The organism is Chitinophaga horti (genome assembly GCF_022867795.2).
GTDB lineage: Bacteria > Bacteroidota > Bacteroidia > Chitinophagales > Chitinophagaceae > Chitinophaga > Chitinophaga horti.
In genome coordinates, this window is record NZ_CP107006.1 from 1649117 (window position 1) to 1668462 (window position 19346).

12 protein-coding genes and 1 tRNA gene are annotated in these 19346 nt (G+C 49.0%); 8 read left to right on the forward strand and 5 right to left on the reverse strand.

What is annotated here, in order from left to right:
* Window positions 1-328: 328 nt before the first annotated feature.
* Window positions 329-402: transfer RNA gene (locus MKQ68_RS06795), tRNA-Pro, on the reverse strand.
* A gap of 152 nt (window positions 403-554) precedes the next feature.
* Between MKQ68_RS06795 and MKQ68_RS06800 the strand changes: the two genes are divergently transcribed.
* A complete protein-coding gene (locus MKQ68_RS06800) occupies window positions 555-2171 on the forward strand; it encodes a S1C family serine protease (protein ID WP_264282633.1) in 1617 nt (538 codons plus the stop codon).
* A 343-nt stretch (window positions 2172-2514) separates the two neighbouring features.
* Here MKQ68_RS06800 and MKQ68_RS06805 read toward each other — a convergent pair whose 3' ends face one another.
* The 4 genes from MKQ68_RS06805 to MKQ68_RS06820 form a co-directional block, all read right to left on the reverse strand.
* Window positions 2515-3690 (reverse strand): GAF domain-containing sensor histidine kinase, encoded by a 1176-nt coding sequence (locus MKQ68_RS06805; protein WP_264282634.1) that lies wholly within the window; start codon window positions 3688-3690, stop codon window positions 2515-2517.
* 129 nt (window positions 3691-3819) lie between these two features.
* The gene (locus MKQ68_RS06810; protein WP_244840260.1) at window positions 3820-4266 is read right to left on the reverse strand and encodes a LytR/AlgR family response regulator transcription factor; all 447 of its coding nucleotides are present in this window, start codon (window positions 4264-4266) and stop codon (window positions 3820-3822) included.
* Between the two features lie 125 nt (window positions 4267-4391).
* Window positions 4392-5126, reverse strand: a complete 735-nt coding sequence (locus tag MKQ68_RS06815; RefSeq protein WP_264282635.1) for a LytR/AlgR family response regulator transcription factor — start codon at window positions 5124-5126, stop codon at window positions 4392-4394.
* Window positions 5026-6207 (reverse strand): sensor histidine kinase, encoded by a 1182-nt coding sequence (locus tag MKQ68_RS06820; RefSeq protein ID WP_244840262.1) that lies wholly within the window; start codon window positions 6205-6207, stop codon window positions 5026-5028. The genes MKQ68_RS06815 and MKQ68_RS06820 overlap by 101 nt, the downstream gene beginning before the upstream one ends.
* Before the next feature lie 392 nt (window positions 6208-6599).
* Here MKQ68_RS06820 and MKQ68_RS06825 point away from each other — a divergent pair, with 392 nt between their 5' ends.
* The 7 genes from MKQ68_RS06825 (at window position 6600) to MKQ68_RS06855 (ending at window position 19089) form a co-directional block, all read left to right on the forward strand.
* Entirely contained in the window at window positions 6600-7373 is a 774-nt protein-coding gene (locus MKQ68_RS06825) for a hypothetical protein (RefSeq protein WP_264282636.1), read from the forward strand.
* Between the two features lie 24 nt (window positions 7374-7397).
* Window positions 7398-10982: a hypothetical protein gene (locus MKQ68_RS06830; protein ID WP_264282637.1), complete on the forward strand. Its 3585-nt coding sequence runs from the start codon at window positions 7398-7400 to the stop codon at window positions 10980-10982.
* 89 nt (window positions 10983-11071) lie between these two features.
* Entirely contained in the window at window positions 11072-15367 is a 4296-nt protein-coding gene (locus MKQ68_RS06835; RefSeq protein WP_264282638.1) for a DUF6443 domain-containing protein, read from the forward strand.
* 3 nt (window positions 15368-15370) lie between these two features.
* Window positions 15371-16114, forward strand: a complete 744-nt coding sequence (locus tag MKQ68_RS06840) for a toxin-antitoxin system YwqK family antitoxin (protein ID WP_264282639.1) — start codon at window positions 15371-15373, stop codon at window positions 16112-16114.
* A gap of 32 nt (window positions 16115-16146) precedes the next feature.
* The gene (locus MKQ68_RS06845; protein ID WP_244840275.1) at window positions 16147-16593 is read left to right on the forward strand and encodes a DUF3592 domain-containing protein; all 447 of its coding nucleotides are present in this window, start codon (window positions 16147-16149) and stop codon (window positions 16591-16593) included.
* Between the two features lie 505 nt (window positions 16594-17098).
* Window positions 17099-17905, forward strand: a complete 807-nt coding sequence (locus MKQ68_RS06850) for a hypothetical protein (RefSeq protein ID WP_264282640.1) — start codon at window positions 17099-17101, stop codon at window positions 17903-17905.
* A 560-nt stretch (window positions 17906-18465) separates the two neighbouring features.
* Window positions 18466-19089 carry a hypothetical protein gene (locus MKQ68_RS06855; protein WP_264282641.1) on the forward strand — a complete coding sequence of 208 codons (624 nt, stop codon included), beginning with the start codon at window positions 18466-18468 and terminating at the stop codon, window positions 19087-19089.
* Window positions 19090-19346: the final 257 nt, after the last annotated feature.

The window sequence follows — 19346 nt, forward strand, 5'->3', positions numbered from 1 at the left end:
AGGTGAATGGCGGCGAAATGCAAGTAGCTGGTGGGAAATTGGTGTTTTTCGGTGCTAAAAACAAGGACACGCTAGTCGCAGCCTTCAGGCGCCAGATCCCGACGCGTTCATTAATGGCTGTCGAATTTCGACGCTATCCAGTTGTACAATGAGCACACTGTGAGCGCTTACGTACCACAGCATAAGTACGAACAATTCCTGACCAAAAATGAATGTTTTCCGGGTTCAGGAATGGATATGATTTAAGTAAAAAAAGAGGAGACTGCAGAAAACGAGAATGCCTTGAAACGCTCTGTAATAAAGCAATTCAAGGCATTTTCTTTGTTCGTCGGGACGACTAGATTCGAACTAGCGACCTCTTGCACCCCATGCAAGCGCGCTACCGGGCTGCGCTACGTCCCGAACTGTCCAACGGTGTGTAAACCGTAGCGGGGGATGCAAAGGTAATTATCTTTTTCTTTTTTCAAAATAAATTAAAGAAAGGGTTTTACATGACCGGTATAACTCCAGCACTTAATCTCCCTATCTTTCGCATCACAACCAACCATTAAAAGATGATCCGTAAAAGACACATACTGGCAGTCATGGCCCTGTTGACTGCATTTCATGCTTCCAGTCAGCAGCTCAAGCCGGCGATGAATGAGGCTTTACAGCGCGCGTACAGTGCCAGCGTAAGGGCTCATGGTTTCGATACGGCCCGTCAGGTGCAAAACAGTTCGCAGTTCAGCGCGGTAGTGGTAAGTGCCGACGGATATGTGCTCACGGTCGCGCACGCGATCAGGCCAGGGCTTACGTACAAGCTTAGGTTTCCGGATGGGCGTACGGCCATCGCAGCGGGACTGGGCACGATCACCATGAGGGACTCGTCCGGGATGCCGGATATGGCGATGATGAAGATTATAGAGGATGGGCCATTTCCGTTTGCGCCAATGGGGGCTTCTACGGCAGTCAGGAAGGGGGATGGGGTAGTAGGGATCTCGTACCCGGAAAAGCTGGCGCAAACATTTCCCACGGTACGCTATGGTACGGTGATCCAGCCGGATACGCGGTATCGGTTCATGCAGACCAGTTGTGCCATGGAGCCGGGCGATTCGGGCGGACCGATCTTCGATCTGGCAGGGCGTGTGATCGGGATGAACAGTCGTTGCAACCTCACCATACGGGAGAACTATGAAGTGCCTGTCGATCTGTATAAACTTTATTGGACGGCTTTACAACAAAGAAAAGCCTGGGGCCAGTGGCCTGATCAAACTGATTCGCTGCCGGGAGAGCAGATCGCGCCTGCCCCCGCAGCCATGACGGCTATCGCGCCGAATGGCCTTACCGGAAGTGTAACGATTACAAGCGATATGGACGGCCGCGAACAACTGCAATGCGGAACGGTACTGGCAGAAGCACCTCCGGCTTATCGCAAATTGAAAGGATCTTTTATTATCAGCAAAAGCTCCTGTGTGGGAGAGTGGCCGGTAATAGCCGGCAAAAAGGCACAGATCCTGGCACGCAATGAGGAGCAGGACCTGGTGCTTTTACAAATTGATGCGCGTATTAGCAACGGGGTTCGGTTGTCTGCGGACACGCTTACGCCTTCGATAGGCAGTTGGCTGTTTACAGCGCTGCCAAAGGGGGAGGAAAAGCATGGGGTGATTAGCTGTGCGCCCTTCGCACTGGCTGTAAAAAAGCATCCCGGTTTTCTGGGTGCGCCGGCGCGGTTTATCGACAATGCGGTAACGCTTACGAACATCGCACCGGGCAGTCCGGCCGATAAGGCCGGCTGGAAGCGGGGGGACAAGTTGTTAAAGGTCGATGGCGTAAGTCTCGAAAAGCCGGAGGACTATGCCATCCAGGTGCAACCTCGCTCGCCGGGGGAAAAGGTGAGTTTCACGCTGCAACGGCAAGACAGTCTCTTCACGCAGGAAGTGGTACTGGCCGAACCTCAGCGCTCTCAACATCCTGCAGAACATTTCGAAGGCCGCGCCAGTCTCCGTGCTGATGGGTTCCGGCATGTGTTTGCACACGACGCCTGGGTTACCGCCAGCGAATGCGGAAGCCCGGTATTTGACACTGATGGAGTTTGTCACGGCATCAATATCGCCCGCTTTAGTCGCACCGTTACGCTGGTGACCCCCTCTGCGGATATTCTTTACTGGTTGAATGGGTTGAAAAAGGCTTAGCAATTATTCAATTTGCAGTTTTTTAAACAGTGGTTATTTTTGTTTATCTAACAAAGTTGAATTTTATTAGATGTTGTCTAAATAAAATAGATTATGCTTGAATAATTTGGAATGTAAATCCATTTTGTTGTATGTTTGTACTGTTATCAGAAAGGATAGCAACACACTGTGGGGTGATGAAACTGGCAGACATGCCCTCTTGTCTCGGGGGTGAGGATAACGGGATAAACCGGCGTATAACGTACTAACCATTTCAAGTTATTGTATGCTGGCTAACTGCCTCGTGTAGGTTCGACTCCTACTCCTACAGCAAAAAACCGGAAGTGTAAAGCTTCCGGTTTTTTTATGCAGTGGGGAATACTATTCTAATCCTGGCTCCATCGTCTCTCGACTCTGCCTCAATCCGCCCGCCATGTTGCCGCACGATCTTCCGGCAAAACGCCAGTCCCATCCCAAAGCTATCCATGGGCAAGTCGGTCGATAACCGGGAGAACAGGTCGAAGATTTTCTCCAGTTGCGAAGGGGCGATCCCGATGCCGTTATCATCAACAATAATTGCCATCTCGTTGGCATCTGTCATTGTAGTAATATGTACTTCAGGTACCACGCCTGGCTTTGCGAACTTCACCGCGTTATCCAGCAACTGAAAGAATAGCTGCTCCATTTGTTCGCGTACGGCTTTAATCGGCGGGATAGGTCCTGCCTGCACGGTAACGCCGAGCTGTGAGCTCACGATGCGTATCACCTGTTGCAAATCTACCTGTTCGAAATTATGCTGGGCCGGTGTGCCGGAGAAATCTGACAAGTCGCGTATCATCATCGAAATGCGGCGCGCACTATCGTTGATCCGCGCGGCAAGGGCTTGGGTTTTCGCTGCGTCGGGCGGTGTAATCGGATCGGTTAGCATACTGCTGAACATGCGCAGTTTACGCAGCGGTTCCTGTAAGTTATGATTCGATATATGCCGGTACTGCCTGTTCTCATCGCGGCTCTCACCCAGTTCCTGAACGGTTTCCGCCAGGGCACGCGTTTGTTGCTCCAGCAGGCGTTGCTGCGCGACGTGAAACGCGATCAGTTCGGTGAAGGCGGTGAACATCCCGATGGTCTTAGTATTGTTTAGCAGGGCAGGAGCAGGGTCGATGGCGCAAAGGGTGCCAAAGAACTGGCCGTCCGGCAAAATGATCGGGATGGAAATGTAGCTCTGAAAACCGTATTGCAACGGCGTACGGTGTGTACAGAAATGTGCATCTGCTGATACCTGGTCGATGATCACGCCTTGCCCGCTCTGCCGGATTTCATGGCAGATGGTGGTTTCCAGGGGAAGTTCACCGCCTGGAGTTAAACCGAATGCAATTTCGTCGCGCACGCTGCAGGCGATCCATTTATCCTCTGTAACTCGCGCCACGGCAGCAAAGCCCATGCCGGTGCTGCGGCATACTACTTCGAGGATCAGCGGAATAATAGGTATGTTTTGTATATGTGCTATGTCTCTCAACAGCTCACTGCTCAATGCTTTCATTTGGTTACTGGTATGATTAAAGGTACCGATTATTTATTCCACGCGGGCAAAATAAAAAAGGGGCTGCCGGAATCGGCAACCCTTTGGGGCCAGCAATCACAAATGGGGCGACACTTTTTGTAAAACAGTTTATTCGCCCAGCCACTTCTTAAACTCGCTGGCTTTAAGTCGGCTTACGATAATGTCTTCGGGCACTTCGGGTTTTACTTTCACTTTCAACTTGCCGCTGAACCAGGCCTGCACCTGTTGTATATGCCGGTAGTTCACGATAAACTGGCGGTTGATGCGGAAGAACAGGGTGTTGTCGGTTTCCTGCTCCACATCGTCGAGACTTTTGGTGATGAAGTGGTCGGTGTTATGGATCGTTCGAATGCAGCACAGGCGGTTGCGGATGTAGAAGTACGCAATGTCTTCTACAGGCACGGAACAAAGCCTGCTGCCGGAGCGGGCCAGGAAGCGTTGAGCGGCGGGCCGCTGAGGTTCATGCACGATCTCGATCCTGGGGTCGATTGAGGAAACAAGGGCGATCAGCTGTTTCGCGGCGGCCATTTCATGGTCCTTGCAAAGAATTTTCATATATCTGCTGTTGTGTTTATCTAATGGATGATCCATGAAATTATAACACACACCACAAACAACCTGACCCTTTCCTACGAAGTGCAGGAAATGGCTACGAACTGCATTATTTGGCTACCAGGTGATCAGTAAATTAGTTTTTTAAGGTGATTGATGTAGTTCCTGCTCACACTGATTTCCGTTCCTCCATTTAGCAGGATGAAAGTGCGGGAAATGTCACGGTACACTTCTTTAATGTGATAGATGTTTACGATAAACGAGCGATGCACACGCATAAACCGCTGCGGGTCGAGCCGCTTTTCCATGGCGTTGATGCCCTGCGAGCTGAGGTACGATTCCTGCGCGGTATGGATGCGGGTATATTCCTTTTCTGCTTTAAGGTACAACACCAGGTGCAGGTCCAGGCTGCGCAATCGCCCGGGCAGCTCTACGAAAATACGGGTGGGCCAGGTGCCTTGCCGTACGGGTAAGCTGGAGGCCAGCTCATACAATGCATGTTGATCTGTCCGTTGCCGCGCCTTCTCTACTGCCAGGTCGAAACGTTGCCGGGTGTAGGGTTTCAGGAGATAGTCCACTGCATTCAGTTCAAACGCTTTGATCGCAAAGCGGTCGTAGGCTGTTGTGAAGATAATGAGTGGCACATGACTGATCTCGTGAAGTACCTGGAAGCCGTTCAATCCGGGCATCTGCACGTCGAGGAACACCAGATGTGGTTTATGTAGGTTGATGGCCTTTACTGCTTCGAGTCCGTTCTCACATTCACCCAGGATCTGCAACGTGGGGTGGGCGGAAAGATACTGCCGTATCAGGCTCCGCGAGGCTTCTTCGTCGTCGATGATAAGTACGGTTTTGATTGACATGGTATTGAGCAGGAATGAAAAAGTAAAAGATCAGGCCCTTAGGCTCATTTTTTTCTATGTTGATGGTTTCTTTAAACAACAACTCCAGTCTTCGCCGCACATTCTTTAATCCTACGCCGTCACTATTCAGCATCTGTTCCCGCGCGGCCTGGTGGCCGTTTCCCGTGTCGCTCACGCTTACTTTCAGCCGTTGCCCGTGTCGCTCAAAAGCCACCGTAATCTTACCGCCTTCTACCTGCGGCGCTACGCCGTGTCGTATCGCATTTTCTACCAGCGGTTGCAATAACATCGATGGAACAATCAGGCTTGCCAGTTCGCCCAGCGGGGTGATCTCATATTGAAGCCGTTTACCGAAACGCCGGTGCTCCAGCTCCAGCATTGTGCGGATGAATGTGGCTTCTTCCTCCAGCGCCACCCATTCGTTCCGGCTCACATACAAAGCATATCGAAACGTATCGGCCAGCTGCGCGATCAGCTCCCTGGTCGTTTCCTGTTCCGGCGGTACGCTCGCGCTGATGGAGTTGAGTGTATTAAACAGGAAGTGTGGTTGTATCTGTGCTTTTAATGCCTGTATCTCGCTATTGTACGCCAGCGACGCCAGTTCTTGTTCCCGCTTCAGTTGCGCCTCTCTCTCCCTGAAAAAATGATAGATATGCAGAAAGCTAAACAGTTGCAGATAGAACAAAATATTCGGCCCGGCATTGTATAATACCTGCCAGGGCGTCATCACGGGGTGGCCCGCTATAGGATTGTATACCACGTAACACAGCAACCAGTTCCCATAATATACCAGGATGGTAAACGAGTGCAAGGATAATCGCCATTTCAACTGCCACCTGGCACCCATCCTGAAGTGTAACCACCAGGCCGGCAATGCCGCTACCGTCATAAATACACAGTCCAGCAACGTTTCCAGTAACGAGAACCACGATATCCTGCCGGAAAGATATTGCGGCATCCCGTACAGGAAGCTGATCAACATCACCAGTAGGAAGAAACACGTGCCTTCCACCCAGGATATGTTCATCCGCCAGGTATGCTCGCCGGGCGGCGTGCTGCTGTTACCGATAGTATTGCTCATTGCCAGAAGTGCTGCGTAGTTATCAGGATGGCAAATTAGGGGAATGGCTGCAGGTAGGGAAGGGGCGGTGTTTGAAGCGGCAATTGGTTGGGCTGAAGTGATATTTGGAACGGTGGACTGGGAGGAGTCGGCGGGTATTTTCTTAAAAAAAACACACCAGAATATTTTTATCTACCCCAGAAAGATGATACATTCGTAATCGTATAGCTCGTGTAAGTATCGAGTTTTATCAACCCTGTACCCGAATGTGTTAGCTATGAAATCGACATCAGACCTTATTTTGCCGTAACCCGTCAATTCATAATTACCTTTCCTGGATACAATTTATGCAATACCGGCGTATAGAATCGCGTCGGAGATTAGACACTTATCCCTAAAGAATACTCGTTGAGATGAAAGCACTTGTTTTTATTCCCTTGTCGGTGGCCATGCTCATGGCAGCACGGCCCGTTTTTTCACAAAATACTTTTCCTGGCACCGGGGCTGTCGGCATAGGAACCACCACTCCTAATGTGGAGTTGGATGTAGTAGGACGCGTGGCTGCCAAACTTTACACTTTCCGTGGAGTTGATAACGATAGCCAACAACCGCATTTTCATTATGGGATATACCAGGAGGCAGGTCCATGGACGTTTCCTTATCCCAAACTGGTTATTAACTACCACACCGGGATAAAGATGGTAGGTTATTATAATTATGGAGGTATCAGATTTTACGCCGGTTACGGTAATGACGGCACGCCAACGGGTCAGGTTATGAGTATCGCGGAGGGGGATTATAATGTTCGCGTAGCCAACAGCCTGTTTGTAAACAGCAATATTGGTATCGGGACTGCAAGCACGGGCGCTTATCGCCTTGCCGTAGAAGGTATTATCGGGGCCAGAAAAGTCCGCGTCACACAAGCTGCCTGGGCGGACTACGTATTCCAACCGGATTATAAATTAAGATCTATACCAGAACTGGAAGCATTCATCAATACACATGGTCATCTGCCCGACGTGCCCAGCGCGGAAGAAGTCGCCAAAGATGGGATAGACCTTGGCGATATGGATAGCCGACTGCTCCGAAAAATCGAAGAATTAACCCTGTACGTGATCGAACAGCAGAAGCAGATCAAAGCTATGCAGGCGGAAATGGCAGATATGAAAAGGGTCGTAAAGCCATAATTAATCAGCATCAATATTATTGTAATGAATACATTCAGAAGTGCAGCGCGCATGGTATTGTGCGCCTGTTGCCTGCTATTGGGGACGTGGATGCAGGGTTTCGGTCAGGGAAAAGACAATCCCACTTTACCTGTGATCACCCCACCTTCGCCGGAGGCAGCCTCTCTGGGAAAATACGGCGTGTGGCCAGTTTCGCAGTACACAGGTACGCCCGGAATATCCATACCTATTTACGAGATTAATATCAATGGATTTAAGCTGCCTGTTTCACTAAGCTACCACGCCAGCGGCGTGAAGATCGACGAAAAAGCATCCTGGGTAGGCACTAACTGGACTCTCAACGCAGGAGGGATGGTCGGCCGTACGATTGTCGGGCTGGATGACAGCGACCAGAATGGCATCGCTAACCATTCGAAGTTCGGTAGCCGGCTTAAATCTTTTTACGACATCGAATCACATGAAGACTATTCCTTGTTCCTGGATGTGCGCAGGGGAGATGTAGACCTCGAGTCGGATATCTACTATTATAATTTCGCTGGAAAATCGGGTAAGCTGATATTTGACAGTACCCTTAACCCGAGGAGCCTGCCAGCCAATAATCTACTATTCAGGATGACGCCCTTTACCTGGTATCAACCTAACCCGCCACTATATTCGGCAACATACCCCAGGTGGGAAGTACTGGACGAGGCAGGTAACATCTATCGTTTCGGCGCCAATGGCAAAGGTTTGGAAAATACGCAAATCAGGAGGCCAAACGGAGAAATCACAGGCCAGGGCGGAACTGCATTTTATCTTACAGAAATTGTTCTCGCTAATAAGGCGGATACGATCTACTTCGAGTACGTGGAAAAGAACGAGCGCTATGCACACCCATATACACAGGCTTGCCGGTGGATCAATCACTTCCTGCAGATAAGCAACACAGCCAACGACTGTCCAACAGCCGAGCAGGTATTTATGACCAACCAAACCCTTTACAATGGTGCAGAACTGGGACAGGCCCAAAGAAGTTCGTCGTTTGTAACCGGCAACTCGCAGTTGAGGCGGATTACCTGGCGCGGTGGTAAAGTAGAATTTAATGCTGCTACTGTCCGGCAGGATATGATGTTCAACACCGGCAGGATGCTCGACAGCGTGGTGGTGTATGATAGAAAAGGTGCCAGGATCAAGGGAATCGGGATGCAGTACGCCTATGTGAACGGCAGGTATTATCTTGATACACTCAGGGAAACAGGTGGCCCCGGCGTTGCGCCTTTAAAACATGCCTTCGGCTATATTGACCGTACATCCCTGCCGCCGAGTGAGCCATTAGTGGGTACTAGCGGCAGAAACTCCAATGCACAGGATCATTGGGGATATTATAATGGTTTTAATACCAATAACAATCTTCTGCCATCCCACAGCGCAGCCTCCGTTGCCGCATCTTATGTTTTGACGGCCCGGAGGGAGGTGGACACGGTAGCTGCCCAAACTGGCACGTTGAATAAAATCACTTATCCGACAGGCGGGTGGACAACCTTCTCATATGAATCGAATCGTTTTGATAATACAGGCACCGCTAATCCGTCCCCTCCCAAACCAATCATATACAAGACCGCTGGTGCTGCTATGAATTTTCAGCAGCCGGTGAAGGGAGTAGGTGAGTTCACTATTCCATTTGATCAATCTAACGTAAGTGTGTCCATTCATTTTAACGACTATGCCAAGCCGCCTCATAAAAATCTCACGGTATTACCTTATGTCAGAATTGAAAGGATCACCACATCCGGAGGTAACGTATCCGTCAGCACTGTTCACTATTGGGATGCCTTCGATCATTTCCCTACCAGTGGGATGTCCCCGAACGGCAGGGGGTGGTATGATTATTCACTCAACCTGACGAACCTCAACTTCACGGCCGGTACTTATCGCGTTACTGTGAATGATTCCTGTTCCATAATGATGGGCCCAAATTGCCTCGAATCCAACTACCCTGATCCGGACCCGGACGATGATATGTGGATTATCCCGATGGCAACTGCTTCAATCGGCTACATGGGATATGAAGATCTTCCCGAAGCACTGCCTCTCGCCGGTGGTCTGAGGGTGAAAGAGATCATTAATTACACAGGCAACAACCAGGTGGCGGCGAGAAAACGTTTCGGTTACAGCCTTGGTAAAATGGAAACCTATCCGGATTACTATAGTTGTTATGAACATTGGCGAAAGCCGTTCCATGCATTTTGTCACTACGAGGCACGCTTATCGGAAATCAGCAGTGCAAGCCAGGTTTTGCTGGGGGTTACGCAGGGGGCGATCGTGGGATATCCTGAAGTTTGCGAGTGGGATCTCGATGCAGCCGGTAACAACAACGGTTACACTCGCTACCAGTTTTCATATACGCCGGATGAGTTCAACCAGGTTTATATAATGTCGTACTGGCCCAGCCCGTCTGCCCTGGACCCTCGATTCCCGCCTAATTCCTCCGACTATAAAAGGGGCTTATTGCAAACGAAGGCCGTTTATAAGCGCGTAGGAAATGATTATATAAAACAGGATACTCTTGAAAATAAATACGGATTCAACGACAATAATCCACAACACCATTATTACAGGCAGCGGAATGTCAGGATCCGGCAATTAAAGTTCGATCAGAATGGCGGTACGCCTTTAGAAGAAAGCGCATTCTGGGGGCCTGGTCACTGGGGATACCCACACGATTTTGCACACGCTTTCTATGATCACATTACCTCCTGGGTGCAACTATTATCTACGGAACAGCTTACCTATGACGAGAATGGTGCTAATCCGCAATCCAATCTCATTAAGTACTACTACGATAATAAAAACCACATGCTGCCCACCCGCACCGAGCGCACAGCCAGTGACGGCAAAAAGAAGGTCACTTATATGAATTACGCGTCGGATTACGCAGCCGGCACACCGTTCATCGATGATATGATCGCAAATCATATTATCGCAGCACCAATCGAAGCGCTAAACTATGAGCTGGATGCATCCGATAATCCACACCTGCTCTCGGGAGCGATATCAATCTATAAACCCGGAGGTAAAGGTATACTTGACCGATTGAAAATACTCGAGAATAATAGTCCCTTACCATTCGGTCAGTTCAAGTTTGCGAACGTAAACCAGGGCATATTGCCATTCAATACTACGTCGCGCAACACCTTTCAGGCAGATAGCCGCTATAAAGACAGGCTGCTTTATCCAGTAGTGAATAGTTATGGTAACATCGCCGAGCAACATAAAGTGAATGATGTTAAAGAAGTTTATCTCTGGGGATACAAAGGCGTTTACCCGGTAGCAAAATTGATAGGGACTGATTTCAGTACGGCGCAGAGCTACATCTCACAAACTATACTGGATAACGCTCAGGGAGGCGATGACGCCGCGCTCAGAACAGAGTTGAATAAGCTGCGGGCCATTCCGGGCGCGCTGGTGACTACCTATACATACAAACCATTGGTGGGAATAACCAGCCAGACGGATGTAAACGGAAGAACGACGTTTTATGAATACGACGGACATAATCGCCTGCGGCTGATACGCGACCAGGACGGGAACATTCTCAAACTTATTAATTACGACTACAGCGAAAAGTAGCTGTGTAAATACTTGTTGACATGTCTTCAAAAAAGTTATATACAATACAGTGGGTCGTAGTGTTAATGTTGTGTACCTGCCCGGTACGGATGCAGGCACAGAATGCGCCAAACAGCACCACTCAGCCGGTCGCGACCCCAGTTACCGCTCCCGGCGTTTACCCATCGGGTACAAAAATCAGTTACATACGGACCTGGACGCCGTCGCGGCCAGTAGCTGATACAGCAAGCCTGCTGGGTTATGACCAGGCAACCGGTGTATTACAGCAAACGCAGTATTTTGATGGCTTAGGCAGGCCACTACAGACGGTGGCTAAGGGAGTTACTCCGGCTCAAAAGGATTTGGTAAGCCCCATTGTGTACGATGCGCTTGGCAGGGAGCAATATAAGTATTTGCCTTACCAGGCCGACAATGCTACCGGCGGGTTCAGAACAGACCCGTTCACCGAAGCTGTAAGTTTTGGTGGTGGGCAATATCCAGGTGAGTCGGTGTTTTATGGGCAGACAACCTACGAACCGTCACCGCTTAACCGGGTGCTCAGTACCATGGCTCCTGGTAATAGCTGGGCAGGGTCTGCACGTGGTGTGGAACAACAATATCTCACGAATACCGCCTCGGACAGTGTTAAGATATGGGACATAAGCAGTGGGGCCCAGGATTATCCTGTTGCAAGATCCACCAATTATGCGGCGGGCGCCCTGATGAAAAATGTGCTGACCGACGAAAACGGTCAGCGTGTAGACGAGTTTAAAGACAAAGATGGTCGGGTGATCCTGAAAAAAGTGCGTATCTCGGCAACCCCGGCTTCGGGCCATGAGGGATGGATGTGCACTTATTATGTTTACGATGCGTTCGGCCATTTGAGATACGTGATCCCGCCGATGGCTGTCCGAGCAGCCCAGGCCGCAACCTGGAGTATGGCAAACCTCACGCTGAGAACGGAACAATGTTTCCGTTATGTCTATGATACCCGTAACAGGTTAATCGAAAAGCAGGTACCGGGCGCAGCGCCAGTAATCATGTTGTATGATGTACGCGATCGCCTGGTGATGACGCAGGACGGGCTCCTTCGGGGAGAAAACAAGTGGTTGGTAACGTTTTATGATCCGCTCAACCGCCCCGTAATGACCGCCTTTTATACGACGAATGAAACCGGAACCCAGCTTCAGGAAGCGCTGAATATCTCTAGCGATACATCTTCGATAACACATACCGTACCGGCCTCCGCACACCTGCAGGTTAACTACCACGACGGGCGACCAGTATATAAAGCTACCGGGGAGATCACATTTGTAGTAGGGTTTGATAGCGACGTCGCTAGTGAGTTTGAGACTGAAATTGGACCGGGATCTGTCCTGTATAACGAACGGACTGTTGTCAGTAATCCATTGCCCAATTTGCAGCAAGGCAACCTGGAACCGCTCACTTATACCTACTACGACAACTATAATTACGATGGCGCAAAAAGTGCAGTTGCGCACTCGCTCGATGCGTTGGGAAGCCCTTACCTGGACGACCGGGGAACAACAACTGCGGTCAAAGGTCTAACAACCGGCACGCGGGCGAAGCTGCTCGATGGCAGTAACACCTGGTTAACCACTACGAACTATTACGATGACAAAGGACGGCTTCGCCAAACCTTATCAGACAACGCCACTGGCGGCGTGAACGTAGCGACCAACCTGTACGATTTTGCCGGCCGCGTACTCACCACCCGCCTGGAACTCCGCAATCCTAAATCGGCAGGCCACGCTGACATTATTCAACATATCCGCCGCCAGTATGATCATGCCGGTCGCCTGCTAAAAGTAACCAATGATGTAACCGGTCAGCAAGTAACGATCGCTGAAAATACCTATGACGCCCTGGGACAATTAAAGGAAAAAAACTTCTATCGTTCTGACAATTCAGTGCTGGAAAGCCTGGAATATGCCTATAATATCCGTGGCTGGATGAGTTCTGTAAATAAGTCGTATGTAGACGGTGGGGGTGGCCACTATTTCGGCCAGGAATTAAACTACGATTTCGGCTACAATACCCCTCAATATAATGGTAACATAGCCGGCATCAAGTGGCGCGGAGCAGCCGGGCCATCCCGTTCGTACGGTTACCATTACGATGCGGCAAATCGTTTGCTGCAGGCCGACTTTATGGAAAAGAATGGCAGCTGGGCAGATAATCCCTCCGTTAATTATGACGTAAAAATGGGTAATGGGCTTGCTGCTAATACGGCCTATGACCTTAATGGTAATATCCTGGCCATGCAGCAATGGGGCGGCGCCGCGGCTGTGGATAAACTACGCTATGATTACATCCCTGGTACAAACAAATTGCTGGGTGTAGTCGATACCGTTTTCAATCCTTCCTCTACTCTTGGCGACTTCAAAGAACCCTCGCAGGCTACCTCGGATTATAGCTATGACGTGGCTGGTAACCTGAAGACAGACAATAACAAAGGCATTCAGAACATTGTTTACAATTACCTGAACCTGCCTACACAGATAACTATATCCGGCAAGGGCACGATCAGTTACCTCTATGATGCGAGCGGCGTTAAACACCGTAAAACCGTAGTAGATCAAACCTCCAGCCCCCATAAAACAAAGGTGACCGACTACCTGAGTGGTGCCGTTTATGAAAATGATACCCTTCAGTTTCTTGCCCACGAGGAAGGCCGCTTAAGGCCGCAAGACGGAAGCTACATCTATGATTATTTTGTAAAAGACCACCTGGGTAATGTGCGTATGGTGCTTACGGAAGAACGTACCACGCAGCGTTACATGGCTAGTATGGAAACCCAGCGCTCCGCTGTTGAAAACAGCCTGTTCTCAAACATAGACGCTACCCGCGCCGCGAAGCCAGTCGGATATCCGCAGGATGGTACCTCGAACAGTCATGTCGCGAAGCTGAACGGCAAACATAAAGACAAGCGAATCGGCCCGTCCCTGGTATTGAAAGTGATGCCCGGTGACACCGTAGCCATTGGTGCCCGCGCGTTCTACAAATCCGTCGGCAACAGCGCTCCTAAAAACGCCGCCCCAGCCGCCGACATGGCTGCGGCCCTTGTACAGGCCTTTGGCGGCAAAGTAGCAACGGATAATCATGCCAGTGCCGGCAGCGAAACCAACCAGACCCCGTTCGGAGGAAATCTCACCAATAGTCAATACCAGCGCCTGAAAGACCGGGATAACGGTAATCAGCCAAGCCTGCTGCGCCCTAAAGCTTACGTTAATTTTGTACTGTTCGACGATCAGTTTAAATTAGTAGAAGATAACAGCGGCGTCAGGCAGGTGCAGGAATCGCCCGACGTGCTGCAAACCCTGGCGACAGACAAGATGGTCGTGAAAGAGAGCGGTTTCCTGTACGTGTACGCAAGTAACGAAACCGAGGGTGATGTGTTCTTTGATAACCTGACTGTTGATGTTGTACCGGGTGCGGTGTTGGAGGAGACGCATTATTATCCGTTTGGTGGGACGATGGCGGGGATAAGCTCTCGTGCTCTCGGGAACTTGGAAAACAGGATTTTGTATAACGGGAAAGAGCAGCAGCGGAAAGAGTTTGCGGATGGTGTAGGGTTAGAGTGGTATGATTATGGGGCGCGGATGTATGACGGGCAGATTGGAAGGTGGCATGTAGTAGACCCTCTAGCGGAAAAAGCGAGGAGAAATTCTCCATACAGCTACTGTTTGGACAATCCTATTAGATTTATTGACCCGGACGGCATGATGGCGACTGATGTCCTAGGTGGGCCTGAAGATTTCATGCAGTCTATTGTCTCACGGGCAATTAATTACGCAGTTAATAAGGTAAAAGATAGGGTAAATAACGTTATTAATGAAGCGCCTCGAGTGGCATTTGAAATTGTAAAAGAGGAATTTAAAGAAAGGGTAACTATAGAAGCAAGTGCCGAAGCGAAGGTCACAATGGGACTTCAATTAGAAAGCAAGCTTGGAGAAAACTATGTGGGCGGGAAGTTAAATGCTGGTGCGTTGCAGTTGTATGGGGTAACGTTTTCAAGCAAGATTGCAAATGGATCTATAGAAAACAAGGCTGAGGAGACATACGTTGGTAAAAACGGAGAATATGTATTTACGCAAGGCTTGTCAGCCGCAGTCCCAGTTCCGTTCACCCCTGCGGGAGTTGGGTATACGTATAACACTGAAACAGTATTGACTGCAGGACCGAATGGCAATGGGAAAGTGAATCAGGAAACCACTTCTCAGGGTGGGGGGTCTATCCTCGGATTTGGTATTAATATCGGAACTAAGATGGATTCGGATGGAAACAAATATAGGGTTCTGAGCATGGGGGTCTCAGGTGGAATTGGCGTGCTTTTGGGGCTGGAGGGTGAGGCTAAGCTTGAGACTAGAATAAAAACGAATTAACATATGAAGTTTATATATCGCTTTTTCCTGTTCATGTTAATACTGGTTTGCTTGGGGTGTAATGTCAAAAGGAAGCTCGAAAGCAATTTTCGACAAGATTTGCTAATAAGTGAAATCTGGCAAAAAGGAAATACTCTAGAGTTCATATCCTATTTTCCCGATGGAAATGTTGAGTCGCGTGGTGAGGTTGGAAGAGATAGAAAAAAAAGGGGGGCATGGAGATATTATTATGAAGATGGGCGGGTAAAGGCGGAGGGGCAATATCAGGATAATTATCGCATGGGGATTTGGCATTACCATCACAACAATAGATCCTATACCGTTGATTGGACAGTATTTTTGGAACGGCCCTTTAAAATGAATATTCCCCGAGATTGGAAACTAGTGAAAGATAGCGTCGAAAATATGCCATTGCTATTAGTCTCAGCAAATGGTACTAATCTTAATGTCTATAAACATAGAAATGTGTCTGAGAATTTAGATAGCTTCGCGCTTAGAATGCTTAGTGAAACACACGATGCGGGTTTAGTACGGATTAACTCAAAAGAAGCGTTCGATATAAGGGGGCAAAAGGGAGTTAGGGTAGCATATGACATCTATGCGAATAGCGTTGCCTTTGTTGCCATTCAGTATTACTTCAGTTTTTCAAAAGATATTTATGTGTTGTCTATGTTTTCACGCAAGGAAACATACCCTGACGTAGAACTTATGATGAATGAAATGGCCTATAGCTTTTTCTTGTTCTAAACGTCTACCAAACCTCTTTTTAAAATACATATATGAAAGTATTTGATCGGCTATTCAGCTTAGCTGATTGGGCCAACTCGCTAAACTGGACCGCAGTGTTAATCATGTTGATGGGTGGATTAGCATTTTTAACGGCCTTGATAAGACTCCGAAAACAGCGCCGTTTGAAGCGTAATTGTGTTGAAACGACGGGAATGGTTGTTAGATTTAGCAGTAGATTAATAAATGGTCGCTTTTCAATGCATCCAGTGATCACATTCAAAGATCATCAGAATAAGGAGTTTACCTTGGTGAGCGAAATTTCAACAGGTGCCTCGCGCCTAAAAAGAGGCGAAAGTGTTGTTGTCGTTTATGACAGAAGCGACCCAAAAGTTTTTGTATTGAAGGAAGATACGCTTCTCGATTGGGTGCCGGTTGTGATAATAATAATATCGTTCGCTATAATGCTATTTGGTGGCTTATGGCTGCGCTTGGGATAGACCCTAACCTATCTTTAACCAGTTCCGCTTATTCGTTAAAAATAATCACAAATCTGAAAACGACGGCTAAGTCGCGCGTCTTCTGTTTTTGTTCTTATGCATTTTATCTTACTTGCTAAAAAAGTTTAGTATTTTGTATCGTCGGATTGATTGTTACTAATAATTGTTGGCCCGACGGTAATTATCCATATAGACCTTAATCCAAGCCCGTTACCAATGAAACAATTCGCTTCACAATGGCTGTTGCATGGAATCATGTGCTGCGCCGTCACCACACCCGGATCAGTTAGTTGACGTGTTGACCTATCAGTTATACAGCATCTGTATATCCAATAAATTTATTACCCCGAAAAGTTCCTGAAAGAGGTGGAGGGTAAGTCCAGGCGCTTCGAAGAGAAGTTGATGAGGCGTACCGATAAGGCACTTAGTCGTTTTCAGCATCAGGAAATGAAAATGCAGGAAGTCGAAAGGCGTTAAGGGCAAGCTGAACGGGTCTTTACAAAGTGTGCAGGCGCTGCAGGCTAAACTACAATTTGCAGAGCAGGTGAAATCGTATATCCGTGAACGCCGGCAGCAACTGAGAAATCAGTTGTCGCAGTATTCTGCCTTTTCCAAGGATCTGCAAAAGCTTAATAAGGAAGCATACTATTATGCGCAACAGGTAAAGGAATACAAAGAGGTTTTTAAAGATCGAAAAAAGGCGGAGGCAAAAGCAATAGCGCTGTTACAAAAAACAAAAGCTTTTAACAGCTTCATGGAAAAAAACGCTCAACTGGCCAACCTGTTTAATTTCAACCCAGGAGGGGTAACAAACAGCGAAGACCTCGCCCGTAGTCTCGAAGGTCTGCAAACCCGCAGCCAGGTAGAATCATTGATCCAACAGCGAATGGGCGGTGGTCCTAACGCCAATGTGGCCGTTGGTCAGCAAATGGATGCTGCACGGGCGCAATTTGATGAGTTGAAGAAAAACTTTCCCGATGTGGATAATGTTGCGGAGATGCCTGAGTTCAAGCCGAATGAGATGAAAACGAAAAGCTTTCTGCAACGGTTGGAGTTTGGCGGGAATGTGCAATTTCAGCGGTCCAGCCAGTATTTTCCTACTACGGGCGACATCGCGGGACAGGTGGCCTATAAGTTCCATAAAAACGGCAGTGCGGGGATGGGCGTGGCCTATAAGCTAGGGATGGGATCCGGTTGGGGGCATATTGCTTTCAGTCACCAGGGCGTGGGCGTCAGATCATTTGTGGATTGGAAGATCAAAGGCACTTTTTTCCTTAATGGGGGATATGAACATAACTGGGGAGATGAATAAAAAGTTGCTGCAGAAGGTGGAAGAGCTGACTTTGTATTTAATTGAGCAGAATAAAAAAATAGAGGAGTTGACTGCGGAGGTTAGACAGCTTAGGAAATAGAGAAGCTTTAAATTTGAGATGAAATTTGTTAGACATATACTCGATTTTCCAGGAGTCCAGAGTCGCGGCGTTCCCTTACCCTAAACTAATGATTGACTATTGCACAGGGGTATGGCTGCGCAGAAGCTAGTGGTATGGAGCCATGTGTATGTTGATCCAATCGTTTTTGATAGCGTTCAGAACGCGTTGCCTTCTGTTGCCGGACGTTTTGGCACGACGTACCGACTGTTTTAGGATTTGGCAGTGACAGCCCATTTCAGCACATAACACCACCACCCAACCACCACCCAACCATCACCCAACCATCCAACCCCGCATCGGACAAAAAAAGGTTAAAACCTGCGCAATCCCTCTGCCAACAAAGGTTTTCACGCAAAAATGTCAATTTGAGCCTACCTCAAAGTCTACTTGACCCTATCTAAACTGGCCGATATACTTCCGACCTTTGTGCTAAAAAAACATGATACAAAACTCTTTCAATGCCATATCCACAGGCGCTACCGGCATGTTTGGCAAACAGGTAGTACTCTACGTCCGGCACGGCCGCCTCATCATCGCAAAAGCACCCCGTAAGCGACCCGGCCCGGGCACGCCGGGGCAGGAGCGTACGCGGGCCGATTTCTCACAGGCAACGGGTTGGTCCGCCAGGGTGCGCAGCAATGAGGCTTTACAGCAACTATACCACGCCGCCACGGGAAACGGGAAAAACGTGCATAACCTGGCTATCGCCGACTACCTCAAGGCTCCGGAAGTGCACGAAGTGTATATCCAAGGGGGAACGATTTTCATCAGGGCGACGGATAACTTCCAGGTAAAGGATGTCTATGTCACGGTGGAGCTGCCCGACGGTACGGTGCTGGAAAAAGGCCTGGCCGCCTGTTCCGGCGACGACGCCTGGAACTATCGCCCCCAACACATCCCCCCGGGTGCCAGGGTAATCGTAACCGCCAGCGATCTGCCAGGCAATGAATGCCAGTACATCCTCACGCTGCCGGAAAGCAATATGCCAATCGTGTACGTCGCATATAGGCGTGTTGCGCAGCGGGTGCCGCAGCGCAAGTCGTCGTTCGCAAATACAGGCTGACGGCACTCGCCCAAGGGGGCAACTACAAGGCAACATCACCAGCAACCCAGGTTAACAAAACATCACAACTAAACAGGCTAAAACCCCGCCCTACCGTCGAAACGACGCTTAGCGGGCTGCCCAAAACAAGTATTCCCGGCAAAAGGCCTGGAAATGCTTAAGTTCTTTGACATATTGGAAAAAAATGCACACCCGCCATCATCATAAATGGTAAGGGGGCTCCATCAATGAAGTGCCCCCTTACTTTCCTGTCGATG

What these genes read in the sequence shown, in the direction of transcription:
- MKQ68_RS06830 (WP_264282637.1), top strand. Translation starts at nt 7,398, where the DNA reads ATGAATACATTCAGAAGTGCAGCGCGCATGGTATTGTGCGCCTGTTGC.
- MKQ68_RS06815 (WP_264282635.1), bottom strand. Translation starts at nt 5,126, where the DNA reads ATGTCAATCAAAACCGTACTTATCATCGACGACGAAGAAGCCTCGCGG.
- MKQ68_RS06805 (WP_264282634.1), bottom strand. Translation starts at nt 3,690, where the DNA reads ATGAAAGCATTGAGCAGTGAGCTGTTGAGAGACATAGCACATATACAA.
- MKQ68_RS06855 (WP_264282641.1), top strand. Translation starts at nt 18,466, where the DNA reads ATGATACAAAACTCTTTCAATGCCATATCCACAGGCGCTACCGGCATG.
- MKQ68_RS06840 (WP_264282639.1), top strand. Translation starts at nt 15,371, where the DNA reads ATGAAGTTTATATATCGCTTTTTCCTGTTCATGTTAATACTGGTTTGC.
- MKQ68_RS06820 (WP_244840262.1), bottom strand. Translation starts at nt 6,207, where the DNA reads ATGAGCAATACTATCGGTAACAGCAGCACGCCGCCCGGCGAGCATACC.
- MKQ68_RS06810 (WP_244840260.1), bottom strand. Translation starts at nt 4,266, where the DNA reads ATGAAAATTCTTTGCAAGGACCATGAAATGGCCGCCGCGAAACAGCTG.
- MKQ68_RS06845 (WP_244840275.1), top strand. Translation starts at nt 16,147, where the DNA reads ATGAAAGTATTTGATCGGCTATTCAGCTTAGCTGATTGGGCCAACTCG.
- MKQ68_RS06835 (WP_264282638.1), top strand. Translation starts at nt 11,072, where the DNA reads ATGCAGGCACAGAATGCGCCAAACAGCACCACTCAGCCGGTCGCGACC.
- MKQ68_RS06800 (WP_264282633.1), top strand. Translation starts at nt 555, where the DNA reads ATGATCCGTAAAAGACACATACTGGCAGTCATGGCCCTGTTGACTGCA.
- MKQ68_RS06825 (WP_264282636.1), top strand. Translation starts at nt 6,600, where the DNA reads ATGAAAGCACTTGTTTTTATTCCCTTGTCGGTGGCCATGCTCATGGCA.